Annotated in this window: 26 protein-coding genes; 21 read left to right on the top strand and 5 right to left on the bottom strand. The window is 30.4% G+C overall.

What is annotated here, in order from left to right:
• Window positions 1–9: 9 nt before the first annotated feature.
• Window positions 10–396 (bottom strand): rhodanese-like domain-containing protein, encoded by a 387-nt coding sequence (locus AC2FB1_RS01505; RefSeq protein WP_490673508.1) that lies wholly within the window; start codon window positions 394–396, stop codon window positions 10–12.
• A 149-nt stretch (window positions 397–545) separates the two neighbouring features.
• Here AC2FB1_RS01505 and AC2FB1_RS01500 point away from each other — a divergent pair, with 149 nt between their 5' ends.
• Window positions 546–1,376 carry a lipoate--protein ligase family protein gene (locus AC2FB1_RS01500; protein WP_490673507.1) on the top strand — a complete coding sequence of 277 codons (831 nt, stop codon included), beginning with the start codon at window positions 546–548 and terminating at the stop codon, window positions 1,374–1,376.
• A 52-nt stretch (window positions 1,377–1,428) separates the two neighbouring features.
• On the opposite strand, the gene AC2FB1_RS01495 is transcribed toward AC2FB1_RS01500, so the two are convergent.
• Together AC2FB1_RS01495 and AC2FB1_RS01490 are read right to left on the bottom strand one after the other, a co-directional pair.
• Window positions 1,429–1,644 carry an SA1362 family protein gene (locus AC2FB1_RS01495; RefSeq protein ID WP_490673506.1) on the bottom strand — a complete coding sequence of 72 codons (216 nt, stop codon included), beginning with the start codon at window positions 1,642–1,644 and terminating at the stop codon, window positions 1,429–1,431.
• 16 nt (window positions 1,645–1,660) lie between these two features.
• Complete coding sequence (locus AC2FB1_RS01490) at window positions 1,661–2,242, bottom strand: putative periplasmic lipoprotein (RefSeq protein WP_490673505.1); 582 nt, start codon at window positions 2,240–2,242, stop codon at window positions 1,661–1,663.
• Window positions 2,243–2,342: 100 nt separating this feature from the next.
• Between AC2FB1_RS01490 and AC2FB1_RS01485 the strand changes: the two genes are divergently transcribed.
• The 17 genes from AC2FB1_RS01485 to AC2FB1_RS01405 all read left to right on the top strand — a co-directional run bounded on the left by AC2FB1_RS01485 (window position 2,343) and on the right by AC2FB1_RS01405 (window position 18,128).
• Window positions 2,343–3,401 (top strand): M24 family metallopeptidase, encoded by a 1,059-nt coding sequence (locus tag AC2FB1_RS01485; protein WP_490673504.1) that lies wholly within the window; start codon window positions 2,343–2,345, stop codon window positions 3,399–3,401.
• A gap of 27 nt (window positions 3,402–3,428) precedes the next feature.
• The gene (efp, locus tag AC2FB1_RS01480; RefSeq protein ID WP_490673503.1) at window positions 3,429–3,986 is read left to right on the top strand and encodes an elongation factor P; all 558 of its coding nucleotides are present in this window, start codon (window positions 3,429–3,431) and stop codon (window positions 3,984–3,986) included.
• Window positions 3,987–4,284: 298 nt separating this feature from the next.
• Window positions 4,285–4,761 (top strand): acetyl-CoA carboxylase biotin carboxyl carrier protein, encoded by a 477-nt coding sequence (accB, locus tag AC2FB1_RS01475; RefSeq protein ID WP_490673502.1) that lies wholly within the window; start codon window positions 4,285–4,287, stop codon window positions 4,759–4,761.
• Window positions 4,761–6,116 carry an acetyl-CoA carboxylase biotin carboxylase subunit gene (gene accC, locus AC2FB1_RS01470; RefSeq protein WP_490673501.1) on the top strand — a complete coding sequence of 452 codons (1,356 nt, stop codon included), beginning with the start codon at window positions 4,761–4,763 and terminating at the stop codon, window positions 6,114–6,116. The genes accB and accC overlap by 1 nt, the downstream gene beginning before the upstream one ends.
• Window positions 6,117–6,126: 10 nt before the next feature.
• Complete coding sequence (locus tag AC2FB1_RS01465; protein WP_490673500.1) at window positions 6,127–6,486, top strand: Asp23/Gls24 family envelope stress response protein; 360 nt, start codon at window positions 6,127–6,129, stop codon at window positions 6,484–6,486.
• A 32-nt stretch (window positions 6,487–6,518) separates the two neighbouring features.
• On the top strand, window positions 6,519–6,905 hold the full coding sequence (gene nusB / locus AC2FB1_RS01460; protein WP_490673499.1) for a transcription antitermination factor NusB: 387 nt from the start codon (window positions 6,519–6,521) through the stop codon (window positions 6,903–6,905).
• Window positions 6,906–6,925: 20 nt separating this feature from the next.
• Window positions 6,926–8,263, top strand: coding sequence for an exodeoxyribonuclease VII large subunit (gene xseA / locus AC2FB1_RS01455; RefSeq protein ID WP_490673498.1), 1,338 nt, complete (start codon window positions 6,926–6,928; stop codon window positions 8,261–8,263).
• A complete protein-coding gene (locus AC2FB1_RS01450) occupies window positions 8,256–8,486 on the top strand; it encodes an exodeoxyribonuclease VII small subunit (protein ID WP_017176254.1) in 231 nt (76 codons plus the stop codon). Before xseA ends, AC2FB1_RS01450 begins: the two co-directional genes overlap by 8 nt.
• Entirely contained in the window at window positions 8,464–9,345 is an 882-nt protein-coding gene (locus AC2FB1_RS01445) for a polyprenyl synthetase family protein (protein WP_490673497.1), read from the top strand. The genes AC2FB1_RS01450 and AC2FB1_RS01445 overlap by 23 nt, the downstream gene beginning before the upstream one ends.
• Before the next feature lie 260 nt (window positions 9,346–9,605).
• Window positions 9,606–10,058: a transcriptional regulator AhrC/ArgR gene (gene ahrC / locus AC2FB1_RS01440; RefSeq protein WP_490673496.1), complete on the top strand. Its 453-nt coding sequence runs from the start codon at window positions 9,606–9,608 to the stop codon at window positions 10,056–10,058.
• A 15-nt stretch (window positions 10,059–10,073) separates the two neighbouring features.
• Window positions 10,074–11,747 (top strand): DNA repair protein RecN, encoded by a 1,674-nt coding sequence (gene recN, locus AC2FB1_RS01435; RefSeq protein ID WP_490673495.1) that lies wholly within the window; start codon window positions 10,074–10,076, stop codon window positions 11,745–11,747.
• Between the two features lie 142 nt (window positions 11,748–11,889).
• Complete coding sequence (gene lpdA, locus AC2FB1_RS01430) at window positions 11,890–13,314, top strand: dihydrolipoyl dehydrogenase (RefSeq protein ID WP_490673494.1); 1,425 nt, start codon at window positions 11,890–11,892, stop codon at window positions 13,312–13,314.
• Window positions 13,315–13,329: 15 nt separating this feature from the next.
• Window positions 13,330–14,331, top strand: a complete 1,002-nt coding sequence (locus AC2FB1_RS01425; protein WP_490673493.1) for a thiamine pyrophosphate-dependent dehydrogenase E1 component subunit alpha — start codon at window positions 13,330–13,332, stop codon at window positions 14,329–14,331.
• Window positions 14,324–15,307, top strand: coding sequence for an alpha-ketoacid dehydrogenase subunit beta (locus AC2FB1_RS01420; RefSeq protein ID WP_490673492.1), 984 nt, complete (start codon window positions 14,324–14,326; stop codon window positions 15,305–15,307). The genes AC2FB1_RS01425 and AC2FB1_RS01420 overlap by 8 nt, the downstream gene beginning before the upstream one ends.
• A 12-nt stretch (window positions 15,308–15,319) precedes the next feature.
• Window positions 15,320–16,597: a dihydrolipoamide acetyltransferase family protein gene (locus AC2FB1_RS01415; protein WP_490673491.1), complete on the top strand. Its 1,278-nt coding sequence runs from the start codon at window positions 15,320–15,322 to the stop codon at window positions 16,595–16,597.
• A gap of 103 nt (window positions 16,598–16,700) precedes the next feature.
• Complete coding sequence (gene brxB / locus AC2FB1_RS01410; protein WP_490673490.1) at window positions 16,701–17,138, top strand: bacilliredoxin BrxB; 438 nt, start codon at window positions 16,701–16,703, stop codon at window positions 17,136–17,138.
• 12 nt (window positions 17,139–17,150) lie between these two features.
• On the top strand, window positions 17,151–18,128 hold the full coding sequence (locus tag AC2FB1_RS01405) for an aromatic acid exporter family protein (protein ID WP_490673489.1): 978 nt from the start codon (window positions 17,151–17,153) through the stop codon (window positions 18,126–18,128).
• Window positions 18,129–18,279: 151 nt separating this feature from the next.
• Here AC2FB1_RS01405 and prli42 read toward each other — a convergent pair whose 3' ends face one another.
• Window positions 18,280–18,375, bottom strand: coding sequence for a stressosome-associated protein Prli42 (gene prli42 / locus AC2FB1_RS01400; RefSeq protein WP_017176262.1), 96 nt, complete (start codon window positions 18,373–18,375; stop codon window positions 18,280–18,282).
• A gap of 166 nt (window positions 18,376–18,541) precedes the next feature.
• On the opposite strand from prli42, the gene AC2FB1_RS01395 reads away from it, so the two are divergent.
• From AC2FB1_RS01395 to AC2FB1_RS01385, 3 genes are all read left to right on the top strand, one after another.
• Window positions 18,542–19,666 carry a M20/M25/M40 family metallo-hydrolase gene (locus AC2FB1_RS01395; protein ID WP_490673488.1) on the top strand — a complete coding sequence of 375 codons (1,125 nt, stop codon included), beginning with the start codon at window positions 18,542–18,544 and terminating at the stop codon, window positions 19,664–19,666.
• 77 nt (window positions 19,667–19,743) lie between these two features.
• Window positions 19,744–21,150 (top strand): NADP-dependent phosphogluconate dehydrogenase, encoded by a 1,407-nt coding sequence (gene gnd, locus AC2FB1_RS01390; protein ID WP_490673487.1) that lies wholly within the window; start codon window positions 19,744–19,746, stop codon window positions 21,148–21,150.
• 356 nt (window positions 21,151–21,506) lie between these two features.
• Entirely contained in the window at window positions 21,507–23,153 is a 1,647-nt protein-coding gene (locus tag AC2FB1_RS01385; protein ID WP_490673486.1) for a glycoside hydrolase family 13 protein, read from the top strand.
• Window positions 23,154–23,212: 59 nt separating this feature from the next.
• Here the strand turns inward: AC2FB1_RS01385 and AC2FB1_RS01380 are convergent, their stop codons facing one another.
• Window positions 23,213–24,079, bottom strand: coding sequence for an effector binding domain-containing protein (locus AC2FB1_RS01380; RefSeq protein ID WP_490673485.1), 867 nt, complete (start codon window positions 24,077–24,079; stop codon window positions 23,213–23,215).
• Window positions 24,080–24,187: the final 108 nt, after the last annotated feature.

The raw sequence follows: 24,187 nt of genomic DNA, 5'->3' as shown, positions 1-24,187 counted from the left end.
TTCTGGTAATTATTTTTTAGTTTTAATTTTACCAGTCCATTTTTTATAGCCGCCTTTTAGCATATATAAATCTTTATATCCATTTTTCTTCAAAATACGAGCAGCACGATAACTAGCAATACCATTTGCATCACAAAGATATATGGGTTGATCTTTACGTAGACCTTGAAATCTTTGTCTAAACATAGATATAGGTATATTGCGAGCACCATTTATATGACCGTATTCATAGTCAACTTTTTCACGTACATCAATTACTTGAGCTTTTCTCAAGCCTTTGTGAAATTCATTTTGATCTAGTTCAGTTACAGCTCGTCGATTAAGAAAGAAATTCCCAACCATATAAAGAATTATTAAAACTATAATTATTAATGCTATAATCAAAGATACATTCATATTGCATCCTCCCTAATTAACCGATATTATTAATTATAAAGGTGTTAGCTGAATTTATCAAAATTTTTTATTGTTTCATATTAATAGAACATTTTAAAGTAATATTAACGTTTAACTTATATAAATAAAGTTGTGATTGGAGTTTTTGTATGACTGAAATATGGAATTTTATCAACACTGGAAGCCATGATCCTTATTATAATATGGCGATGGATGAAGCTTTATTAAATTTTGTTTCAAGAGGAGAAATTGATCCTGTAGTTAGATTTTATACTTGGAATCCCGCAACCTTATCTGTAGGTTACTTTCAAAGATTAAGAAGAGAAATTGATATTGATAAAGTAAAGGAAAAAGGATTTGGTTTAGTTCGACGTCAAACTGGTGGAAGAGGCGTTTTACATGACAAAGAATTAACTTATAGTGTTATCGTACCTGAATCTCATCCAAATATGCCTTCTACAATTACTGAAGCTTATCGAGTTATTTCAGAAGGGCTTCTAGAAGGTTTTAAATTATTGGGATTTGATGCTTATTTTGCTATTCCACGTTCTAAAGAAGAGAGAGAAAAATTAAAACAACCAAGAAGTGCGGTTTGCTTTGATGCTCCAAGTTGGTATGAACTGGTAGTTGAAGGACGTAAAATTGCAGGTAGTGCACAAACACGACAAAAAGGCGTTATTCTTCAACATGGTTCACTACTACAAGATGTAGATGTAGACGAATTATTTGATATGTTTATTTTTAAGAATGATCGTTTAAAAGAGAAAATGAAAAAAGCTTTCGTTGATAAAGCTGTAGCAATAAATGATATATCCGATAGACACATATCTATTGAAGAAATGGAAAAAGCGTTTGAAGAAGGTTTTAAAAAAGGATTAAATATTGAATTTAAGTCACTCTCTCTAACTGAAAATCAATTAGCTGAAGTAAAAGAACTTGAAGAAAAATACCGTTCTGAAGAATGGTTATATAAAAAATAGATATAAAGGTAAGGAGACCTAAGAGCACTAATACTCATAAGTCTCCTTACTTTTATTTTCGTTGTCTTTTTTTATATTTTCGCACAGCTCTTCGATATTTTCTCTGATCCTCTGTAAGGAAAAAGAAATAATAGATTAAGTAAATAATAAGAGCAATCATTATAAGTGAGAAAATGAATTTCATAAAAGACATTAAAAAAATATTTAGATTTAGCAGTAATCCTATGGCTGCTATAATTAAAACAAAATAAAATATAATATTTTTCAACTAAAAGACTCCTATTTTATGAACTACTAGAAACATTAATTTGTGATAATTTCAATTTACCTTGATTTAATTTCTTATTATCATTAGATTCATAACCGTTTTTAATATCTTTAAAAGCAGATTGAAGATTTTTATTTATTTGTTTAATATTTTTATCTTCATTATCACTACCATTTGATAAATTCTCTTTATCTGTAGTACTTTTATATTTACTATATGCATCATCTATATCATTTGATAATGAATTTAGCTTTTCAAGATTTTGATTTTTATCATCTTTTTTAGTTTTATTTAAATCAAGTTGATTAAATTTACCGATAATCTTAGCAATATCTTGATAATAGTTGGAAGAAGCTTGTAAAAAATCAGCTTCATTATTATTATCAACAGTTTTAGATACATTCTTTTTATCTTTATTTAATGCTTCTAATTGAGATTTTTGATTACTTATATCTTGATTTAGTTGTTGAATTTTTAATTTTAAATTATGATTTTCATCTCTTAAACTGGTTGTTTTGTCTTCTAAAGGTCCTAAATTTTGAGAGCCACAGCCAACCAAAAACAAAGAAGCTCCTAAAATCGTTAATAATCTTTTCATGTAAATCTCCCTAAATCAAAATATCTTTAATATTTTAAGTATGTTATTATTTTAATGTATATAATGAAAATGTACAAACGTTATACAAGGAGTGGGAAAAATGGATAAATTAGCCAAAATTCGTCAGTTATTAGAAAATAAAAATCTTGATGCTCTTATTATATTATCTGACTATAATAGACGTTATATTTCTGATTTTACTGGAACAAGTGGAGCTTTAATTATTTCTAATAACGAAAACAAGTTAATTACAGATTTCCGTTATATTGAACAAGCAACAAATCAAGCCACTCACTTTGAAATTGTTAATAGACGTAGTGGGATTATTGATGAGTTAAAAGAAATTATAAAAAATGAACAGTATAAAATAGTAGGTTTTGAAGGTCATTTAGTTAGCTATGATACATATCAAGAATTACAACAAATCAATACTAATTTTATAAGTATAGGCAATGCAATTGAAAAAATTAGAGAAATAAAATCAATTGAGGAAATAGAAAAAATAAAACATGCGGCTAAGATTGTTGATGATACTTATAACTACATTTTAAGCGTTGCAAAAGTTGGAATGACTGAAAGAGAATTAAAAGCATTACTTGAAAGTAAAATGTTAGAATTAGGTGCGGATGGTCCATCATTTGATACAATTGTCGCTTCAGGTTATAGAGGTGCTCTGCCTCACGGAGTTGCTAGTGATAAAGTAATCGAAAAAGGTGACATGATTACTCTTGACTTTGGTGCATATTACAAAGGATATTGTTCAGATATTACTAGAACATTTGCTATTGGTGAACCTGATGAAAAATTAAAAAAAATCTATAATATCGTACTTCAATCTCAAATAAAGGCAATTGAAGAAATCAAGCCAGGTATGACAACTAAAGAAGCTGATGCATTATCTAGAAATTATATCGAAGCTCATGGTTACGGAAATGAATTTGGTCATTCTTTAGGACACGGTATTGGTTTAGATATTCATGAAGGACCATTATTATCTAAAAATACTAGTGATACAGTTCAAGTTAATAATTGTGTTACTATTGAACCAGGTATTTATGTAGATGGTCTTGGAGGAGTGCGTATAGAAGATGACATTTTAATTACTGAAAATGGTTGTGAAGTCTTTACTAAATGCACAAAAGACCTTATTATTTTATAGTAAGCGTATAATTGAGGAGGAAACTGAATGATTTCGGTTAATGATTTTAAAACAGGTTTAACTATTTCAGTAGATAATGGAATTTGGAAAGTAATTGATTTCCAACATGTAAAGCCAGGTAAAGGTTCTGCTTTTGTTCGTTCTAAATTACGTAATTTAAGAACAGGAGCTATTCAAGAAAAAACTTTCAGAGCTGGTGAAAAAGTAGAACAAGCGATGATTGAAAATCGCCGTATGCAATATTTATATGCTGATGGAGATAATCACGTCTTCATGGATAATGAAACATTTGATCAAATAGAATTATCTGGTGATTACTTAAAAGATGAATTAAAATATTTAAAAGCGAATATGGAAGTTCAAATTCAGTCATACGAAGGTGAAACAATTGGTGTCGAATTACCAAAAACTGTTGAACTTGAAGTTACTGAAACAGAGCCAGGTATTAAAGGCGATACTGCTACAGGTGCTACAAAATCTGCTACAGTTGAAACTGGTTATACTTTAAATGTACCTTTATTCGTTAATGAAGGCGATGTATTAGTTATTAATACAAGCGATGGTAGCTACATTTCAAGAGCATAATTTGCTCATTAAAAATAAAAACAGGTTAATGCATCAATAATTATGCATTAACCTGTTTTTATATAGATAACTGACACACGACTATGAAAACTACGATTTTTATATCATTATTAACAAATAATTTGAATAAAAATTCCCTATGATTAAAGATGACAGAAATAAACTCACTATACGTCTAATACTTTTATACTTTTCATATCATAAGTTTAATACCAGTTAAATGAACCGCTTGAATTGACTTTCATACTCAAGTAAAATAGATGGGTAGATGAAAACTAAGTCGAGGAGTCATTAAACTATGAACTTTAAAGAAATTAAAGAATTAATTCAAATTCTTGATGAATCAAGTTTAACTGAAATTAATATAGAAGATAATAAAGGTAGCGTAGTTAATTTAAAAAAACAAAAAGAAATTGAAATTGTTACGCCACAATATTCACAACAACCAACAGTTATGGCATCTCAGCCATCTGTACCAACACCAATGACAAATGAAATGTCTCAAACAAGTGAATCAAATCAAGAAAATGAAGCTTCAAATTACGAAACAATTAATGCCCCAATGGTAGGGACTTTTTATAAATCACCATCACCTGAAGAGGAAGCTTATGTACAAGTTGGGGATAAAGTTACCACTAATTCAACTGTATGCATATTAGAAGCTATGAAGTTATTTAATGAAATACAAGCAGAAGTTTCAGGAGAAATCGTTGAAATTTTAGTTGAAGACGGACAAATGGTAGAGTATGGCCAGCCGTTATTTAAGGTGAAATAATGAAAAAAGTATTAATCGCAAATCGTGGTGAGATTGCAGTCAGAATCATTAGAGCTTGCCATGATTTAGGTATACAAACTGTTGCTATTTATTCTGAGGGAGATAAAGATGCATTACATACTCAAATTGCTGATGAAGCATATTGTGTCGGTCCAACTCAGTCTAAAGATTCATATTTAAATATTCCTAACATCTTATCTATAGCGACTTCAACAGGATGTGATGCTATTCATCCAGGTTATGGCTTTTTAGCTGAAAATGGTGATTTTGCTGAACTTTGTGAAGCTTGTCAATTGAAATTTATTGGACCTAGTCATCAATCTATTAAAAAAATGGGTATTAAAGATGTAGCTAAAGCTGAAATGATAGCGGCAAACGTGCCTGTAGTGCCAGGAAGCGATGGACTAATTGAATCGATTGAAGATGCCAAAAATGTAGCTAAAAAAATAGGGTATCCTGTTATTATTAAAGCCACAGCTGGTGGTGGAGGTAAAGGTATTCGTGTTGCACGAAATGAGAAAGATTTAGAAAATGGTTACCGTATGACACAACAAGAAGCTGAAACTGCTTTCGGTAACGGCGGATTATACTTAGAAAAATTCATTGAAAATTTCCGTCATATTGAAATACAAATAATTGGTGATCAATTCGGCAATGTGATTCATTTAGGTGAGCGTGACTGTACAATTCAAAGGCGTATGCAAAAATTAGTAGAAGAGTCACCTTCACCAATACTTTCAGATGAAAAGCGTAAAGAGATGGGTAATGCCGCTATTCGAGCAGCTAAAGCAGTTAATTATGAAAATGCTGGTACCATAGAATTTATATATGATTTAAACGAAAATAAATTCTATTTTATGGAAATGAATACACGAATCCAAGTAGAACATCCAGTTACTGAAATGGTAACAGGTGTAGACTTAGTGAAATTACAATTAAAAGTTGCTATGGGAAAACCACTTTCCTATACGCAAGATGATATTATTATAAATGGCCATGCCATTGAATATAGAATTAATGCTGAGAATCCTTTTAAAAACTTTATGCCTTCACCAGGTAAAATTACGCAATACCTTGCACCCGGAGGCTACGGAGTAAGAATTGAATCAGCATGTTATACAAACTATACAATTCCTCCTTATTATGACTCTATGGTAGCAAAATTGATTGTACATGAACCTACCAGAGATGAAGCAATAATGACTGGAATTCGAGCACTAAGTGAATATTTAATTTTAGGAATAGATACAACAATTCCATTCCATCTTAAATTAATGAATAATGATATTTTTAAATCAGGCGATTATAATACTAACTTTTTAGAAAAGTATAATATTATGGCTGAGAGTGAATAGGAGGATAAAAATGGTAAACGTAGCAGATTATTCACATGCTAATTTAGGTAAAGTAGAAATTGCACCAGAAGTCATTTCTGTAATAGCAAGTATTGCTGTTTCTGAAGTTGATGGTGTGACTGGACATTTTTCTGAACTAAAAAATAGTAACATTGAAAAAATTAGTCGTAAAAATTTAAATAAAAACTTAAAAATTGAAACTAAAAATGATGGTATTCATATTGATGTGTATTGCTCTATTAAACATGGAATTAATATATCTAAAGTTGCAAGTAAAATTCAGGCTTCTATTTTTAATTCCATTAAAACAATGACTGCTATTGAACCTAAAGAAATTAATATTCATATTATGCAAATCACAGCTGAATAAATCAAAGTTACCATAATACAAAGGAGTTTCTTATGAGTCGTAAAGAATCAAGAAAACAAGCATTTCAGACATTGTTTCAATTAGAAATGAAAGATACAGATTTAACAATCAATGAAGCTATAAATTTTATAAAAGATGATTATCCAGATTTAGATTTTGAGTTTATTCATTGGCTTGTTACAGGAGTGAAAGATCATGAACAAGTTTTAGATCAAACAATTGAACCAAAATTAAAAGATTGGTCTATACAACGATTATTAAAATCTGATCGTATTATTTTAAGAATGGCTACATTTGAGTTACTTCATAGCGATACGCCTCCTAAAGTAATAATTAATGAAGCAGTAGAGCTAACAAAACAATTCAGTGATGAAGGTCATTATAAATTTATAAATGGTGTCTTAAGTAATATAAAATAAACATATTTGAGTGATGAATTATGTCAGAATATTTAAGCGTCTCGACTTTAACTAAATATATTAAATATAAATTTGATCAAGATCCTCATTTGCAATCCATTCTCTTAAAAGGCGAACTATCAAACTTTAAAAAACATTCTAGTGGTCATCTTTATTTTAATGTGAAAGATAAAAATAGTGTAATAAATGCTATGATGTTTAAGGGAAATGCTTCTAAATTAACATTTGATCCTAAAGAAGGAGACGAAGTTTTATTAGAAGCCCGAGTCTCGGTATATGAACGTAGAGGAAATTATCAAATTTATGTTAATAAAATGGAAATTGACGGTATTGGAAACTTATACCAAAAGTTAGAGCAATTAAAAGAAAAATTAAATAAGCAAGGTCTTTTTAATCAAGAACATAAAAAAGCAATCCCTAGATTCCCTAAAAAAATTGCTATTCTTACAGCTGATACTGGAGCAGCAATCAGAGATGTTCATACTACAATAGATAGTAGATATCCTTTAGTAGAAAAAATATCAATTAGTACATTAGTTCAAGGTATCAATGCTAAAAGTGATATTATCGAAAAAATTAAGTACGCTGACACTTTAGGAGTAGATACTATTATTGTAGGTCGTGGTGGCGGATCTATTGAAGATTTATGGAATTTCAATGAAGAAGAAGTTGTTCGAGCTATATATGAATGTCATACACCAGTTATTTCAGCCGTAGGACATGAAACTGATTTTACTCTTAGTGATTTTGTAGCAGATGTAAGGGCAGCAACTCCTACTCAAGCTGCTGTTATCGCTACACCTGATCAATATGAACTCATTCAACAAATTCATCAGTATCAATTTTCTCTAACTAAAAGTATTAAACAACTAGTAGAAAAACAACATAAACAATTAGATTATTTGTCATCATATTATAAATTTAAGCAACCTACGTTGTTGTATGATCAACAAATTCAACGAAGAGATGATTTAGAGAAAAAACTTAAGCAACTTTTAACTTTAAATATTGAGAAAAAAAGAAATCACATCACTGTGTTACGTCAGCATTTTAATTTAAAAAGATTAAAAGATTCAATTGTGCAATATCAAAAAATGAGTCTTAATAATGAAAATAGATTAATAAATTTAACATATAACTTAATTAATCATAATAAAGCCAATTTTAAAAATAAAATTGAGCAACTTAATCAACTTAGTCCAACTAATACAATGTTAAGAGGATATTCAATCGTTAATAAGGACGATAAAGTCATTACAAGCACACACGATTTAAATGAACAAGATGAAATCACATTATCAATGAAAGACGGTAATGTAGATGCTATAGTTAAGAAAGTAAGGTGTGAAGATGAGTAAAGAACAACAAAGTTTTGAAGAAATGATGAAAGAATTAGAAAGTATAGTTCAAAAGTTAGATAATGAGACCGTCTCATTAGAAGAATCTCTTGATTTATATCAACGTGGTATGAAATTATCATCTGCTTGTGATAAAACTTTAAAAGATGCTGAAAATAAAGTAAATCAATTAATCAAAGAAGAAACAAAGGATGAAGACGATGTTGAAGAAATCAATGAATGAATTGATTGAAATTATAAATAGTAATCTAAATGGTATAATCAAAGCATCTTCTTTAAATACTAAACTAGAAGAAAGTATGCAATATTCACTTGATGCTGGTGGAAAAAGAATTCGTCCAGTACTTGTGTTACTCACTTTAGAAGTGTTAAATGAAAACTATAAAAAAGGATTACAAACCGCACTTGCATTAGAAATGATTCATACCTATTCACTTATACATGATGATTTACCTGCAATGGATAATGATGATTATAGAAGAGGAAAATTAACAAATCATAAAGTGTATGGTGAATGGAAAGCAATTTTAGCTGGAGATGCCTTACTAACAAAAGCATTTGAATTAATTGCAAATGATAAAAACTTAGATGCTAAAACAAAAGTAAAAGTTATTTCAAGATTAGCACATGATAGTGGTAATCTCGGCATGGTTGGTGGTCAAACCTTAGATATGGATAGTGAAAATACTCCAATTGAATTACATACTCTCGAACAAATTCATAAAGCGAAAACTGGAGCACTTTTAAAATTTTCTATTTTAAGTGCTGCGGATATTGCCAATGTAAGCGAGTCAATTTTAAATACATTAGACAGTTTCAGTGAACACTTAGGCCTAATGTTTCAAATAAAAGATGATTTATTAGATGTTTATGGCGACGAGAAAAAATTGGGTAAAAAAATAGGAAGCGATATAGAAAACCATAAAAGTACATATGTTTCTCTACTTGGTAAATCTGGCGCTGAAGAAAAACTAAAATATCATAAAGATGCTGCTGAAGATGCAATTAATCAATTAAAGCCACACTATGATGTTGAACCATTACTAGAAATAGTAAATTTATTTTATTCACGTGACCATTAATAATTCGAGTTCTTCTCTTTAAAGATTTCTAAAGAATAATCTTTAAAGAGTTTTTTGTTTTAATAATATACATTGAATGATTTAAAATGCATAAATGTATATAAAATTGAATTTAGCTTAATAAGAAAATACGAAAAAAAGTTTCAAAAATGATAATTCTATTCGTTAAATCGACCTTTCTATAGGATAACTTTAGTAGTAGTTAAAAAAGCGTTGTGTTAAAATTATTGTATAAATATTCGAAACTAGGAGTGTTCATAATGGCAAAAAAATCTGTAAGACATATAAAAATAAGAGAGATTATTTCAAGTGAACAAATTGAAACACAAGATGAACTTGTAAAACGTCTAAATGAATACGACCTAAATGTTACTCAAGCGACTGTCTCTCGTGACATTAAAGAATTACAATTAATTAAAGTACCTGCTTCAACAGGACAGTATGTATATAGCCTTCCCAACGATAGAAAGTATCATCCTTTAGAAAAACTAGGTAGATACTTAATGGATTCATTTGTAAATATTGATGGAACAGGAAACTTACTAGTACTAAAAACACTTCCTGGTAACGCTCAATCCATTGGAGCCATCTTAGACCAAATTGATTGGGATGAAGTATTAGGAACTATTTGTGGTGATGATACTTGTCTATTAATATGCAGAGATGAAGAAGCAAGTCATACAATTAAAACAAGAATTTTCAATTTATTATAAGGATGCGATTAATCTATGTTACAAACCTTATCAATAAAGCAATTTGCAATTATAGATGAACTCGAAATTCATTTTTCTGATGGATTAACTGTACTTAGCGGTGAAACTGGATCTGGTAAATCAATTATTATAGATGCTATAGGTCAACTGATTGGTATGCGTGCCTCTTCAGATTTTGTAAGACATGGAGAGAAAAAAGCAATTATTGAAGGTATTTTTGATATTGATAATAGTAAAGAGGCTATTTCAGTTCTAAATGATTTAGATATTGATATTGATGAAGACTTTCTATTAGTAAAAAGAGAAATTTTTAGTTCAGGAAAAAGTATTTGTCGTATTAATAATCAAATTGTTACTCTTCAAGATTTACGAAAAGTGATGCAAGAACTCTTAGATATACATGGGCAGCATGAGACACAAATTTTATTAAAACAAAAATATCATCTAAAATTATTAGATGACTACGCTGAAAATCAATATACTAATAGTAAAGAACGATATGAAACAACATTTAATGAATATAAAGAAAAGAAAAAAGAGCTCGAAGAGTTACAGTCTGCTGACCAAGCATTATTGCAACGTCTCGATTTAATGAAGTTTCAATTTGAGGAATTGCAAGAAGCTTCTCTAAAAGAAGGTGAAATTGCCCAATTAGAATCTGATATAAAGCGAATCCAGAATTCTGAAAAGTTAAGCTTAGCATTAAACAATGCGCATATCACACTTACAGATGAACATGCTATCACTGATCGCCTATATGAATTAAGTAATCATTTGCAAACTATTTATGATATTCTTCCAGGAAAATTTAAAAAACTTAAAGAGGATATCGATCAGTTCTACTATACACTAGAAGATGCTAAACATGAACTATACGATGAAATGTCAAATACTGATTTTGATGAACAATTACTTAATGAATTTGAGTCTAGAATGAACTTACTGAATAATCTTAAACGTAAATATGGTAAAAATATTGATGAACTTATTACTTATCAATCTAAATTAGAAAGTGAAATTGCTAAGATTGAAAATTATGAAGAAAGTACTTCTCAATTAAAAGAAGAAATTGAACTACTTTATGAAAAAGTAATAAAATATGGACAGTCGTTATCAAAAGAAAGACGAAAAGTAGCTCGAACATTACGAGATCATATAGTGGCTGAAATTCAAAACTTACAAATGAAAGATGCTAATCTTGAAATTTCATTTCAACCATTAGAAACGCCTACAATAGAAGGAATTGAGTTTGTAGAGTTTTTAATTAGTCCTAATAAGGGTGAACCACTTAAAAGTTTAAATAAAATAGCTTCTGGTGGAGAACTTTCTCGTATTATGCTTGCGCTAAAAAGTATATTCGTTGAATCCAGAGGTCAAACTGCTATTTTGTTTGATGAAGTTGATTCTGGGGTCTCTGGTCAAGCAGCTCAAAAAATGGCTGAAAAAATGAGAGATATTGCTAAATATATTCAAGTTATTTGTATATCTCACTTACCTCAAGTAGCTTCAATGAGTGATCATCATTTATTAATTAGTAAAATGTCTAAAAATGATCGCACAACAACTCAAGTGAAAGAGTTAAAAAACGAAGATAAAATTGACGAAATTGCCCGTATGATTTCTGGAGCAAGTGTAACTGAACTAACAAGAGAAAATGCTAGAGAAATGATTACTCAAAATCATAAATAGTTTAAAATTGAATAATTTAAATTAAGGTTGGATGTCGAAAAGAAATAGAACGTTTTGAGTTTGATGTTATCTTCTATATTCAAATTGTTTAGTTACACTTTTCAATTCTAACCTTTAAATCTGATTAAAAAGGAGTAGCAATATGTCTGAAAAACAATATGATTTAGTTGTATTAGGTGGTGGGACAGCAGGATACGTAGCAGCGATTCGTGCCTCTCAATTAGGGAAAAAAGTAGCAATTGTAGAGAAATCATTATTAGGAGGTACATGTTTACATAAAGGTTGCATTCCAACTAAAGCGCTACTTAAATCTGCTGAAGTTACTCGGACTGTTAGACAATCTTCAGAATTTGGTATAGATACAAGCGATTTTCACATCAATTTTAAAAAAATGATGGATCGAAAAACAGATATAATTAATCAAATGCATAACGGCGTTCAAAGTTTAATGCAAAAAAATCATATTGATATATACAATGGTACGGGACGTATCATGGGAACTTCTATATTTTCTCCCCAAAGTGGAACGATTTCTGTTGAATATGAAGATGGCAGTTCAGAGTTACTTCCTAATCAATTTGTACTTATTGCTACAGGGTCACACCCTCAAACATTACCATTTTTAGAGATTAATCATCAAAATATTTTATCGAGCGATGATATATTACAACTTGACACACTTCCCAACAGTATTGCTATTGTCGGAGGTGGAGTTATCGGTCTTGAATTTGCTTCATTACTAGTTGATTTAAATGTAAATGTTACAGTAATTGAGGCAGGTAAACGTATATTACCTTCTGAAAGTAAATCCGTTTCAACATTTTTAAAAGATAGTTTGATTGAACGTGGGGTAGAATTTTTTGAGGATTACCAACTAAGTGAAGAGAATATTATACATAAAACCGATGTCATTCAAATAAATGTAAATAAAGAAACTACTATTGCAGTTGATAAAATATTAGTAGCAGTAGGTCGAACACCTAACACAAGTGATATTGGTATTCAAAATACTAAAATTCAGTTAGATAGCCATGGTTATATAGAAGTAAATGAATTTCAAAAAACGAGTGATAATCACCTTTATGCAGCAGGTGATTGTATTGGAAAATTACAATTAGCTCACATAGCTTCTAAAGAAGGAATCACGGCAGTTGAACATATGTTTAATGAACACCCGCTTCCCTTGAATTATGATTTAATGCCCAAATGTGTTTATACTTATCCAGAAGTCGCATCTATCGGTTTAAATTTAGAAACTGCAAAATCTCAAAATATTAAAGCAACCAGTTATAAAGTTCCTTTTAATGCTATTGGAAAAGCAGTTATTGAGGAAACTAATAGTAAACGAGGCTTTTGTGAAATCGTGTTAGATAAAGATAATGGTGATATTATTGGAATAAGTATGGTGGGTCCACATGTCACAGAATTGATAAATGAAGTTGCTTTATTACAATTTATGAATGGATCTACATTAGAACTGGGATTAACTACTCATACACATCCATCATTATCCGAAGTATTAAAGGAGCTTGGGCTAAAGGCTGAAGACAGAGCAATACACGTTTAAAGGAGGAACTAAAAAATGATTGATTACAAATCTGTGGGACTTAAAGATGAAGATTTGAGAGAAATATATAAATGGATGGACTTAGGGAGAAAACTAGATGAACGACTATGGTTACTTAACCGTGCTGGAAAAATACCGTTTGTAGTAAGTGGACAAGGACAAGAAGCCACTCAAATTGGTATGGCATATGCAATGAAAGAAGGAGATATTTCATCTCCATATTATAGAGATTTAGCTTTCGTTACATATATGGGGATTTCTCCTTATGATACTATGTTAGCTTCTTTCGGTAAAAAGGATGACATTAATTCAGGAGGAAAACAAATGCCTTCTCATTTTAGTCATAGAGAAAAAGGTATTTTATCTCAAAGTTCTCCAGTAGCAACACAAATTCCTCACTCGGTAGGTGCAGCACTATCTCTAAAAATGGACCAACAATCTAATATAGCAACTGCTACTGTAGGAGAAGGAAGCTCAAATCAAGGAGATTTTCATGAAGCACTTAATTTTGCAGGAGTACATAAATTACCGTTTGTATGTGTAATTATTAATAATAAATATGCGATTTCAGTCCCGGATTCATTACAATATGCAGCAACACATTTATCTGATAGAGCAATAGGTTATGGTATGCATGGAGAAACTGTAGATGGTAATGATCCAGTTGCTGTGTACAAAGCAATGAAAGAAGCAAGAGAAAGAGCACTGAATGGGGAAGGAGCAACACTGATTGAAGCAGTTACTACTCGAATGACTCCTCATTCTTCAGATGATGATGATACATATCGTTCTAAAGAAGAAAGAGATTCGTTCAAGACATCGGATTGTAATCTGAAATTTAAAAATGAATTACTCGATTTAGGTATTATTAATGAAAATTGGCTAAATGAATTAGATAACACACATAAAGCTATTATAGATAAAGCTACAAAAGATGCTGAAAATGCTCAATATCCAGATGTAGAAGAAGCGTATCAATATGTATATGATCCGGAAGGAGATATTTTCAATGACTAAAATGAGTTATATAGAAGCCATTCAAAATACACAAGACTTGGCTATGGAAAAAGATAATAATACTTTTATATTAGGAGAAGATGTAGGACGTAAAGGTGGCGTATTCGGTGCTACACGCGGTCTACAAAAAAAATATGGAGATATGCGTGTGATTGATACTCCTTTAGCAGAATCAAATATTATCGGTACTGCTATTGGTGCAGCAATGCTTGGCAAACGACCTATAGCTGAAATTCAATTCGCAGATTTTATTTTACCAGCAGTTAACCAAATTATTAGTGAAGCTGCTAAAATGCGCTATCGTTCTAATAATGATTGGCAATGTCCTTTAACAGTTCGTGCACCTTTTGGTGGAGGTGTACATGGTGGGTTATATCATTCTCAAAGTATTGAGAGCATTTTTGCGTCTACACCTGGCTTAACAATTGTAATTCCTTCGACACCATATGATGCAAAAGGTTTATTATTATCTTCAATTGAATCTAATGATCCGGTATTATTTTTTGAACATAAAAAAGCATACCGATTTTTAAAAGAAGAAGTGCCTGAATCTTATTATACTGTTCCTTTAGGTAAAGCAGATGTTAAACGTGAAGGCGATGATATTACAGTTTTTACTTATGGATTATGTGTTAATTATTGTATTCAAGCAGCTGATATTTTAGAGGCAGATGGTATTCATGTCGAAGTCATTGACTTAAGAACAGTTTATCCATTAGATAAAACAACGATTATCGAACGCGCTAAAAGAAATGGTAAGATTTTGCTTGTAACTGAAGACAACCTTGAAGGTAGTGTCATGTCTGAAGTCTCAGCAATCATAGCCGAACATTGTTTGTTCGAATTGGATGCGCCAATTATGCGATTAGCTGGTCCTGACGTTCCATCAATGCCATTTTCTCCTAATTTAGAAAATGAAGTAATGATGAATCCTGATAAGATATTAAAAAAAATGAGAGAGTTAGCACAATTTTAGGGAGGTAACATAATGGATGTAAAAATGCCAAAATTAGGTGAAAGTGTTCATGAAGGCACAATTGAGCAATGGTTAGTTTCTGAAGGTGATCATGTAGATGAATATGAACCATTATGCGAAGTGGTTACAGATAAAGTAACAGCAGAAGTTCCTTCAACCATTTCAGGTACAATTACAGAATTAATTGCTACTGAAAGTGAAACAATTGAAATCAACCAAACTATTTGTAAAATTCAACCTGATGACCCATCTTCAATTTCTAATCAAGACAACACTAATGAAACAACTAATCAAACACAAAGTAATGTTGAAAATAGTCAATCTATGTCTTCTAAAACAAATCAATCATCTAAGAATTCGGTCAATAATGGAAGATTTTCTCCAGTCGTATTTAAGATAGCTTCAGTAAACGATATTGATTTATCAAAGGTACCAGGAACAGGATTTGAAGGTAGAGTAACTAAAAAAGATATTGAAACTTATATTCAAGAAAATAACCAACATGATTCAGAAGAAACATTCACAACTCAATTGAATAATCATTCAGAAGTGTCACAAAAATACAATAATTCTTCATCAAATGAACTATTTGAAGGTTATACAATACCAGTTAAAGGTGTTCGAAAAGCAATTGCTCAAAATATGGTTACCAGTGTTACTGAAATTCCACATGGTTGGATGATGTTAGAAGTCGATGCCACAGACCTTGTAAAAACTAGAAATCACTATAAAACAGCATTTAAAAAACAAGAAGGTTATAATTTAACATTCTTTGCTTTCTTTGTAAAAGCTGTAGCTGAAGCTTTAAAATCTAATCCATTACTTAATAGTAGTTGGGATGATAATGAAATTGTAATTCATAAGGACATCAATATTTCAATAGCTGTAGCTGATGAGGACAAACTATATGTTCCTGTAATTAAAAATGCTGATGAAAAATCAATTAAAGGTATTGCTAGAGAAATTAATCAATTAGCACAAAAAGCTCGAAATCAACAACTGACTCAAGAAGACATGACTGGTGGTACTTTTACAGTTAATAATACTGGTACATTTGGTTCTGTATCTTCAATGGGTATTATTAATCATCCTCAAGCAGCAATCTTACAAGTAGAATCAATTATAAAAAAACCAGTTGTAATAGATGATATGATAGCTATAAGAAACATGGTCAATTTATGTATTTCAATTGATCATCGTATTTTAGATGGGGTTCAAACTGGGCGATTTATGTCTCAAGTAAAAAAACGTATTGAAAGCTATTCAATTGAAGCAACAAATATTTATTAAAAGTTATTAATGACTTGCTTATATTAAAACCAACCTATTTGAACTATATGTTGGAAATTAGTAAAATAACAATAAATAATAATTGATTGAAAGGTGATTCAAAATGGACTTAAATTTTGATTTATATATGAATGGTATTGTAGAACAAGCAAGAAATGAAATTGAATCTGCTGGTTATGAACAATTAACTACTTCAGATGAAGTTGATAAAGTATTTAAACAAGAGGGTACTACACTTGTAATGATAAATTCAGTTTGTGGATGTGCAGGAGGTATAGCGCGTCCAGCTGCAAGTCACGCACTTCATTATGACAAGTTGCCTAATAGATTAGTCACTGTATTTGCTGGTCAAGATAAAGAAGCAACTCAGCAAGCGAGAGACTATTTTGAAGGATATCCCCCTTCAAGTCCATCATTTGCACTTATGAAAGATGGTAAGATTACTGAAATGATAGAACGCCATCAAATAGAAGGTCATGATGTAATGGATGTTATCAATCGACTTCAAAACTTATTTGATAAGTATTGTGAAGAAAGATAAGAGGAACATCATATGCTAGCTTTAAATCCTTATAGAATTGGATTTAGAACACTTAAAACAGCTGTAGGAATTACATTAGGTGTTGTTTTATCTAAATGGGTAGGGCTTGATAACTATGCTTCAAGCGCTATCCTCATTGTTTTATGTATTAAACATACTAAAGTTCACTCACTACAAGCAATTGGTTCTCGATTCGTTTCGTGTTTATTAATGTTATTTTTTGGTTCATTTATTTTTAATTTACTTGGTCAAAATGCAGTCGTTTTAGGATTAATTGTTTTATTATTTATTCCACTTACAGTGATGTTGAATGTTCAAGAAGGTGTAGTGACAAGTTGTGTCATTTTACTTCACGTATTTAATGCCAAAGTTATTGGTCTTCATTTAATTATTAATGAAATTTTACTTCTTATAATTGGTTTAGGAATAGCATTTTTAATGAATTTAATTATGCCTAGTCTAGATAATACATTAGGTAATTTTAAGAAGGAAATTGAAAATGAAATTAAAGCAATATTTAAACAATATAGTGAAGCATGTTTAAATATTAATAAACAATTGTCAATTTCTTTTGATACATTAGAAACCAATATTCGTAAGGCTAAATCTATTGCTTTTAGAGACGTTAAAAATCACTTTGTACGAAATGAAAACTCATATTATCACTATTTTGATATGAGAGAAGAACAACTAGAAATACTACGCAGAATCCAAACATTAATTCATAGTACTTCAGCTAATGATCCTTTGCTAGAGACTGTTGCCCATTTAATGGCTGAAATTGGAGATAATGTTAATAGTAATGACTATACAGTATTAAGATTACATTCATTATATGAAATACGTTTAAAATTAGACGAATTACCATTGCCAGAATCACATCAATCTTTAAAATCAAGAGCAAGTATGATGCAAATTTTAAATGAATTAGAAGAATATTTAAATATTAAATCTCAATTCGGCTCTTTAAAATTACATAGTGAAATATAACATCTAAGAATAATTTCTAATCAAAGTAAAAAGACAAACTTCCTTTAAATACAAAAAGTTTGTCTTTTTTATTTGCATAAATTTAAGAAATAATAATAAAAACTATCGTCAAATTTGAATTTTTGTCGATAGTTTCTAATCTAATTAATTTTTAATGCATGAGAGGAACAAGACTTGTAAGTAACAATGCAGCTACAACTGCAATTAACATGATAATAATAATAATTTTTAGCACTTTATTATTCAATGTAAACGCTCCTTGAAACTTTTAAAATAATTTAATGTCATTATATTAATAACTCATAGTATATAAAATAACCTTAAATGATTTCTACAAAAATGGCAATCAATTTATTTACTCTAATTGTCAAAGTCAGTTAAAATATTATCTATATAAGAAAGGGGTTTTCATAATGATTAATAGTCAACGTTTACTAAATACTTTTTTAGAATTAGTGCGAATTAATTCTGAAACTGGTAATGAAGAAGAGATACAGCCCATTCTAAAAAAGAAGTTTATAGATTTAGGATTACATGTTGTAGAAGATGATGCATCTAAAAGAGAATGGTTAGGTGCTAATAATTTAATTTGTACTTTACCAAGTAGTAAAGGGAAAGAACATGTTTCTAAGATTTACTTTACTAGCCATATGGATACGGTTGTTCCTGGTATTAACGTTAAACCTATCGTTAAAGAAGATGGTTATATATATTCAGATGGCACGACTGTATTAGGAGCAGATGATAAAGCTGGTATAGCTGCTTTAATAGAAACAATTCATACTATAAACGACCACCAATTACCACATGGCCAAATACAATTTATTATCACTGTAGGAGAAGAAGCAGGTTTAAAAGGTGCTAAAGAATTAGATCAAAATATAATTGATGCAGAATTTGGCTATGCAGTTGATGCCAGTCAAGCAGTTGGAACTACAGTAGTAGGCGCACCAACTCAAATGATTATCAATACAACTATTTATGGAAAAACAGCACATGCTAGTAAACCAAACCAAGGTATAAGTGCAATTAATATTGCAGCTAAGGCGATTAATAAAATGCATTTAGGTCAGATTGATCAAGATACCACAGCTAATATTGGTAAATTTTATGGTGGTTCTGCTACAAATATTGTTGCAGATAAAGTTGTTTTAGAGGCTGAAGCTCGTTCGCATAATGATGAAAGTTTAGAAAATCAAGTCAAACATATGAAAGAGGTTTTCGAAACTACAGCAAAAGAATTAGGCGGTAAAGCAAACATTAAAATTTCTAAAAGTTATCCTGGTTTTAGAAGAAATGATACTGAGTCAGTGACTCAATATGCTATAAAGAGCGCTAAAGCCTTAGGACTTTCGGGTGAAACTGTTATTGCTGGAGGCGGTTCAGATGGAAGTATTATTAACACATATAATATTCCAACAGTAATATTAGGTGTAGGATACGAACATATTCATACTACTTCTGAACGAATCCCTGTTGATGCTTTAAATCAACTTACGAATCAATTGATTAAAATTGTTGAATTAGTAGCAAAATAAAATTTTACTTTAGTGAAGTCATTTATATTTTTGTGATACAATACTAATGAAATTATTGAATAAGAGAGGTAAGTAATATGACTCAACAAATAGGTGTAGTAGGTTTAGCTGTTATGGGTAAAAACCTTGCATGGAATATCGAATCACGTGGTTATAGCGTATCTGTTTATAACCGTTCTAGTGATAAAACAGATTTAATGGTTAAGGAATCAGAAGATAAACAAATTCATCCAACGTATTCTTTAGAAGATTTTGTGAACTCTTTAGAAAAACCACGTAAAATATTATTAATGGTTAAAGCGGGTCCTGCTACAGACGCAACAATTGATAGCTTATTGCCTTTATTAGATGACGATGACATTTTAATTGATGGTGGTAATACAAATTATCAAGATACAATTCGTCGTAACAAAGCACTTGCTGAAAGTGGTATCAACTTTATTGGAATGGGTGTTTCTGGTGGTGAAATCGGTGCGTTAACTGGTCCGTCTTTAATGCCTGGTGGTCAACAAGAAGCTTACAACAAAGTAAGTGATATTCTAGATGCCATTGCTGCTAAAGCCAAAGATGGTGCTGCATGTGTAGAATATATCGGACCAAATGGTGCAGGACACTATGTAAAAATGGTTCATAACGGTATCGAATATGCTGATATGCAATTAATTGCTGAAAGTTACGCAATGATGAAAGAATTATTAGGTATGTCTCATGAAGATATTTCTAAAACTTTCAAAGACTGGAATGCTGGAGAATTAGAAAGTTATTTAATTGAAATTACAGGCGATATTTTCACTAAATTAGATGAAAATAATGAACCTCTTGTAGAAAAAATTCTTGATACTGCTGGTCAAAAAGGAACTGGTAAATGGACATCAATTAATGCATTAGAATTAGGTATACCATTAACAATCATTACCGAATCTGTATTTGCACGTTTCATTTCTTCAATTAAAGAAGAACGTGTGAATGCATCAAAAGTATTGAGTGGTCCTAAATCAAACTTCGATGGAAATAAAGAAGAATTCTTAGAAAAAATCCGCAAAGCGTTATATATGAGTAAAATTTGTTCATACGCTCAAGGTTTTGCACAAATGCGTAATGCTAGTAATGAAAATGAATGGAATCTTAAATTAGGTGATTTAGCGATGATTTGGCGTGAAGGCTGTATTATTCGTGCTCAATTCTTACAAAAAATTAAAGATGCATATGACAATAATTCTGGTCTTCAAAACTTATTATTAGATCCTTATTTCAATGGTATTGTTACTGAATATCAATATGCACTTAGAGAAGTAGTTGCTACTGGTGTTCAAAATGGTGTGCCAACACCTGGTTTTTCAGCAAGTATTAGCTATTACGATAGCTACCGTTCAGAAGATCTACCTGCTAATTTAATTCAAGCACAACGTGATTATTTTGGTGCACATACTTATGAACGTAAAGATAAAGAAGGTATTTTCCATACCCAATGGACTGAACAATAATTAATATATTAATAAATATCTGGGACATCATTCAGTGTCTCAGATTTTTTATGTATACGGAAGTTTTAGTTAGAAGTTCCATTATACCTAATTTTGTTACACCATTTTATCTTTAATCGATACATCCTAAGTTGACATTTAGTGACTCGATTAGTACGATAGATATAGTTGCAAACGCTTTCTGAAATACCGAATTACCCTATATATTTTATTTACTTTTATAAGCTATTATTATAATGTTTTTTTACATATATTTTATATTTAATTTAGAAAAGTTAAGTTTATAAGCATCAAATACTAATATTAATTGTTTCAATGTATATTATCTACAAAATACTTTCAAAGGAGCGATTTAAATGGAAAAAAATTGGTGGAAAGAAGCCATTGCCTATCAAGTGTATCCAAGAAGTTTTAATGATAGCAATAATGACGGAATAGGTGATCTACCAGGAATGATAGAAAAGTTGGACTATCTGAAAGATTTAGGAATTGATGTCATCTGGTTAAGTCCAATGTATAAGTCACCAAATGACGATAATGGCTATGATATTAGTGATTATCAAGATATTATGGATGAATTTGGAACAATGGAAGACTTTAACCATTTATTATCTGAGATTCATAAGCGTGGAATGAAATTAATATTAGATCTTGTTGTTAACCATACGTCTGATGAACACCCATGGTTTATAGAATCTCGTTCTAGTAAAGATAATCCTAAACGAGATTGGTATATTTGGGCAGACCCTAAATCTGACGGTTCTGAACCTAATAATTGGGAAAGTATTTTCAACGGTTCAACTTGGGAATATGACGATACAACTAAGCAGTATTATTTTCACTTATTCAGTAAAAAACAACCTGATTTAAATTGGAGCAATCCTGAGGTTAGAGAAGCTATTTTTAAAATGATGAATTGGTGGTTTGAAAAAGGAATTGATGGTTTTAGAGTCGATGCAATCACTCACATCAAAAAAACATTTGAAGCTGGTGACTTACCTGTTCCAAAAGGAAAACAATACGCTCCAGCATTTGATGTTGATATGAACCAACCAGGCATTCAAGATTGGCTTCAAGAAATGAAGGACAAATCACTTAGTCAATATGACATTATGACTGTTGGAGAAGCAAACGGCGTGAATTCCGATAATGCAAAAGAATGGGTTGGAGAAAAAGAAGGTAAATTTAATATGATTTTCCAATTTGAACATTTAGGTTTATGGAGTACTGGCGACTCTAAATTTGATGTTTTATCTTATAAAAATATATTAAATCGTTGGCAAAAGCAACTAGAAGGTATAGGATGGAATGCATTATTTATCGAAAATCATGATCAACCTAGACGTGTTTCAACATGGGGGAATGATAAAAAGTATTGGTTTGAATCTGCTACTAGTCATGCAGTGGTTTATTTCTTACAACAGGGCACACCTTTTATTTATCAAGGCCAAGAAATTGGTATGACAAATTATCCATTTGAAAGTATTGAAACATTTAACGATGTTGCAGTAAAAACAGAATATCAAATCGTTAAATCTCAAGGCGGTGATGTTAATCAGTTATTAGATAAATATAAAATGGAGAATCGTGATAATTCTAGAACACCTATGCAATGGAATGATGAAATAAATGGAGGTTTTACTGAAGGTACACCATGGTTTCCAGTTAATCCCAACTATAAAACAATAAACGTGTCACAACAATCAGGGGATTCAGATTCCATTCTTAATTTTTATAAACGTCTAATTAAATTAAAAAAATCTGATGACATATATACTTATGGCGAATTTAATTTAATCGATGATACGAATGAAAATATCTTCGCTTATACACGAAAACTAAATAATAAGACGATTCTAGTGGCAGGAAATTTAACAGAAGATGTTGCATCGTTAAATATTCCATTCCAAGTTGAACAATCTCAAATTAAGTTACACAATTATAAAAATGACTTAGATATTATCAATATGAGACCTTTTGAAGCATTTGTTGCTGAACTTTAATAAAAAAGTAAAAAGTGTTAGATGAATTAAGTTTAATAACTTAGTCATCTAACACTTTTTTATTCTATATTATAATTTTCTTGTTCAATAGGTAGCCATAATTGTATTTTAGTAAACGGGTCCTCGAATAAGAGATCAAAAGGATAAATTTCAACATATAAGCTATTTTTCTCATAAGGTAGAGTAAGTTGTAAACTGGATTCAATATAATACCAAGCTTCATTAACTGCGTAATCAATTTGACCTTGCAAATTAAATTTTGCATAGTGTCGCCCTGGTAATAATCGGCTTTCTAAGTGAGCTGGATAACGTTCACTAGGTACACCAACAAATAATTCCATACCTTCATCTAAAGGACAAGTAATAACAAATAACTCATATGGACTTATATTATTATATCGTTTTAATTCTTTTATTTTACCATCTAAATATAAATCTTCTAAAAAATCAGGAATTTTATAAGGATTGGATAGTTGATCAGCCTCAATATATTTTACATACCCAACTAGAGGTATATCTTTAGTCGTTTCTAGTCTATACGGGTATGGCGCTCTTTCTGTAGTTGTTAGTTTAATATATAAACGTTCGCTCATTTTTAATTTTTCTTTTTTAGTAGAAGCTTGAATAGGAGATATTCCATGAAAATCACTGAAATCATTTGCAAAGTCGTTTGAACTTATATAATTATAGCGTTTTGCTACATCAACTAATCTCGAAGAACTTTGTATCATTTCTTTAGCAGCTTCAGTCATTTTTCGAGAGTGAGCATAACTTTCAGGAGATTGTCCAACAATCATTTTAAATGATTGATCAAGATGGTAAGGGGAAAGACCAACGTAATCACTTAAATTTTGCAAATTAAAAGGTTCTAATAAATGATCTTCTATATATACAATTGCTTGTTGTATCTGCTTGATAACGTCCAAAACTTTCACTCCAATAAATTTACAATCAATACTAATATTTTACAATATTTTATAAAAATATACATCAATATCATAAAATTAAATTTCTAAATGATCCTTTAAATCTTC

This window comes from Staphylococcus sp. CoH_129_LAB_1, from assembly GCF_058191515.1.
Note: the sequence above shows the minus strand (reverse complement) of the source record. Positions and strands in the feature narration are given on the sequence as shown.

What these genes read in the sequence shown, in the direction of transcription:
- AC2FB1_RS01505 (WP_490673508.1), bottom strand. Translation starts at nt 396, where the DNA reads ATGAATGTATCTTTGATTATAGCATTAATAATTATAGTTTTAATAATT.
- AC2FB1_RS01500 (WP_490673507.1), top strand. Translation starts at nt 546, where the DNA reads ATGACTGAAATATGGAATTTTATCAACACTGGAAGCCATGATCCTTAT.
- AC2FB1_RS01490 (WP_490673505.1), bottom strand. Translation starts at nt 2,242, where the DNA reads ATGAAAAGATTATTAACGATTTTAGGAGCTTCTTTGTTTTTGGTTGGC.
- AC2FB1_RS01485 (WP_490673504.1), top strand. Translation starts at nt 2,343, where the DNA reads ATGGATAAATTAGCCAAAATTCGTCAGTTATTAGAAAATAAAAATCTT.
- efp (WP_490673503.1), top strand. Translation starts at nt 3,429, where the DNA reads ATGATTTCGGTTAATGATTTTAAAACAGGTTTAACTATTTCAGTAGAT.
- accB (WP_490673502.1), top strand. Translation starts at nt 4,285, where the DNA reads ATGAACTTTAAAGAAATTAAAGAATTAATTCAAATTCTTGATGAATCA.
- accC (WP_490673501.1), top strand. Translation starts at nt 4,761, where the DNA reads ATGAAAAAAGTATTAATCGCAAATCGTGGTGAGATTGCAGTCAGAATC.
- AC2FB1_RS01465 (WP_490673500.1), top strand. Translation starts at nt 6,127, where the DNA reads ATGGTAAACGTAGCAGATTATTCACATGCTAATTTAGGTAAAGTAGAA.
- nusB (WP_490673499.1), top strand. Translation starts at nt 6,519, where the DNA reads ATGAGTCGTAAAGAATCAAGAAAACAAGCATTTCAGACATTGTTTCAA.
- xseA (WP_490673498.1), top strand. Translation starts at nt 6,926, where the DNA reads ATGTCAGAATATTTAAGCGTCTCGACTTTAACTAAATATATTAAATAT.
- AC2FB1_RS01450 (WP_017176254.1), top strand. Translation starts at nt 8,256, where the DNA reads ATGAGTAAAGAACAACAAAGTTTTGAAGAAATGATGAAAGAATTAGAA.
- AC2FB1_RS01445 (WP_490673497.1), top strand. Translation starts at nt 8,464, where the DNA reads ATGTTGAAGAAATCAATGAATGAATTGATTGAAATTATAAATAGTAAT.
- ahrC (WP_490673496.1), top strand. Translation starts at nt 9,606, where the DNA reads ATGGCAAAAAAATCTGTAAGACATATAAAAATAAGAGAGATTATTTCA.
- recN (WP_490673495.1), top strand. Translation starts at nt 10,074, where the DNA reads ATGTTACAAACCTTATCAATAAAGCAATTTGCAATTATAGATGAACTC.
- lpdA (WP_490673494.1), top strand. Translation starts at nt 11,890, where the DNA reads ATGTCTGAAAAACAATATGATTTAGTTGTATTAGGTGGTGGGACAGCA.
- AC2FB1_RS01425 (WP_490673493.1), top strand. Translation starts at nt 13,330, where the DNA reads ATGATTGATTACAAATCTGTGGGACTTAAAGATGAAGATTTGAGAGAA.
- AC2FB1_RS01420 (WP_490673492.1), top strand. Translation starts at nt 14,324, where the DNA reads ATGACTAAAATGAGTTATATAGAAGCCATTCAAAATACACAAGACTTG.
- AC2FB1_RS01415 (WP_490673491.1), top strand. Translation starts at nt 15,320, where the DNA reads ATGGATGTAAAAATGCCAAAATTAGGTGAAAGTGTTCATGAAGGCACA.
- brxB (WP_490673490.1), top strand. Translation starts at nt 16,701, where the DNA reads ATGGACTTAAATTTTGATTTATATATGAATGGTATTGTAGAACAAGCA.
- AC2FB1_RS01405 (WP_490673489.1), top strand. Translation starts at nt 17,151, where the DNA reads ATGCTAGCTTTAAATCCTTATAGAATTGGATTTAGAACACTTAAAACA.
- AC2FB1_RS01395 (WP_490673488.1), top strand. Translation starts at nt 18,542, where the DNA reads ATGATTAATAGTCAACGTTTACTAAATACTTTTTTAGAATTAGTGCGA.
- gnd (WP_490673487.1), top strand. Translation starts at nt 19,744, where the DNA reads ATGACTCAACAAATAGGTGTAGTAGGTTTAGCTGTTATGGGTAAAAAC.
- AC2FB1_RS01385 (WP_490673486.1), top strand. Translation starts at nt 21,507, where the DNA reads ATGGAAAAAAATTGGTGGAAAGAAGCCATTGCCTATCAAGTGTATCCA.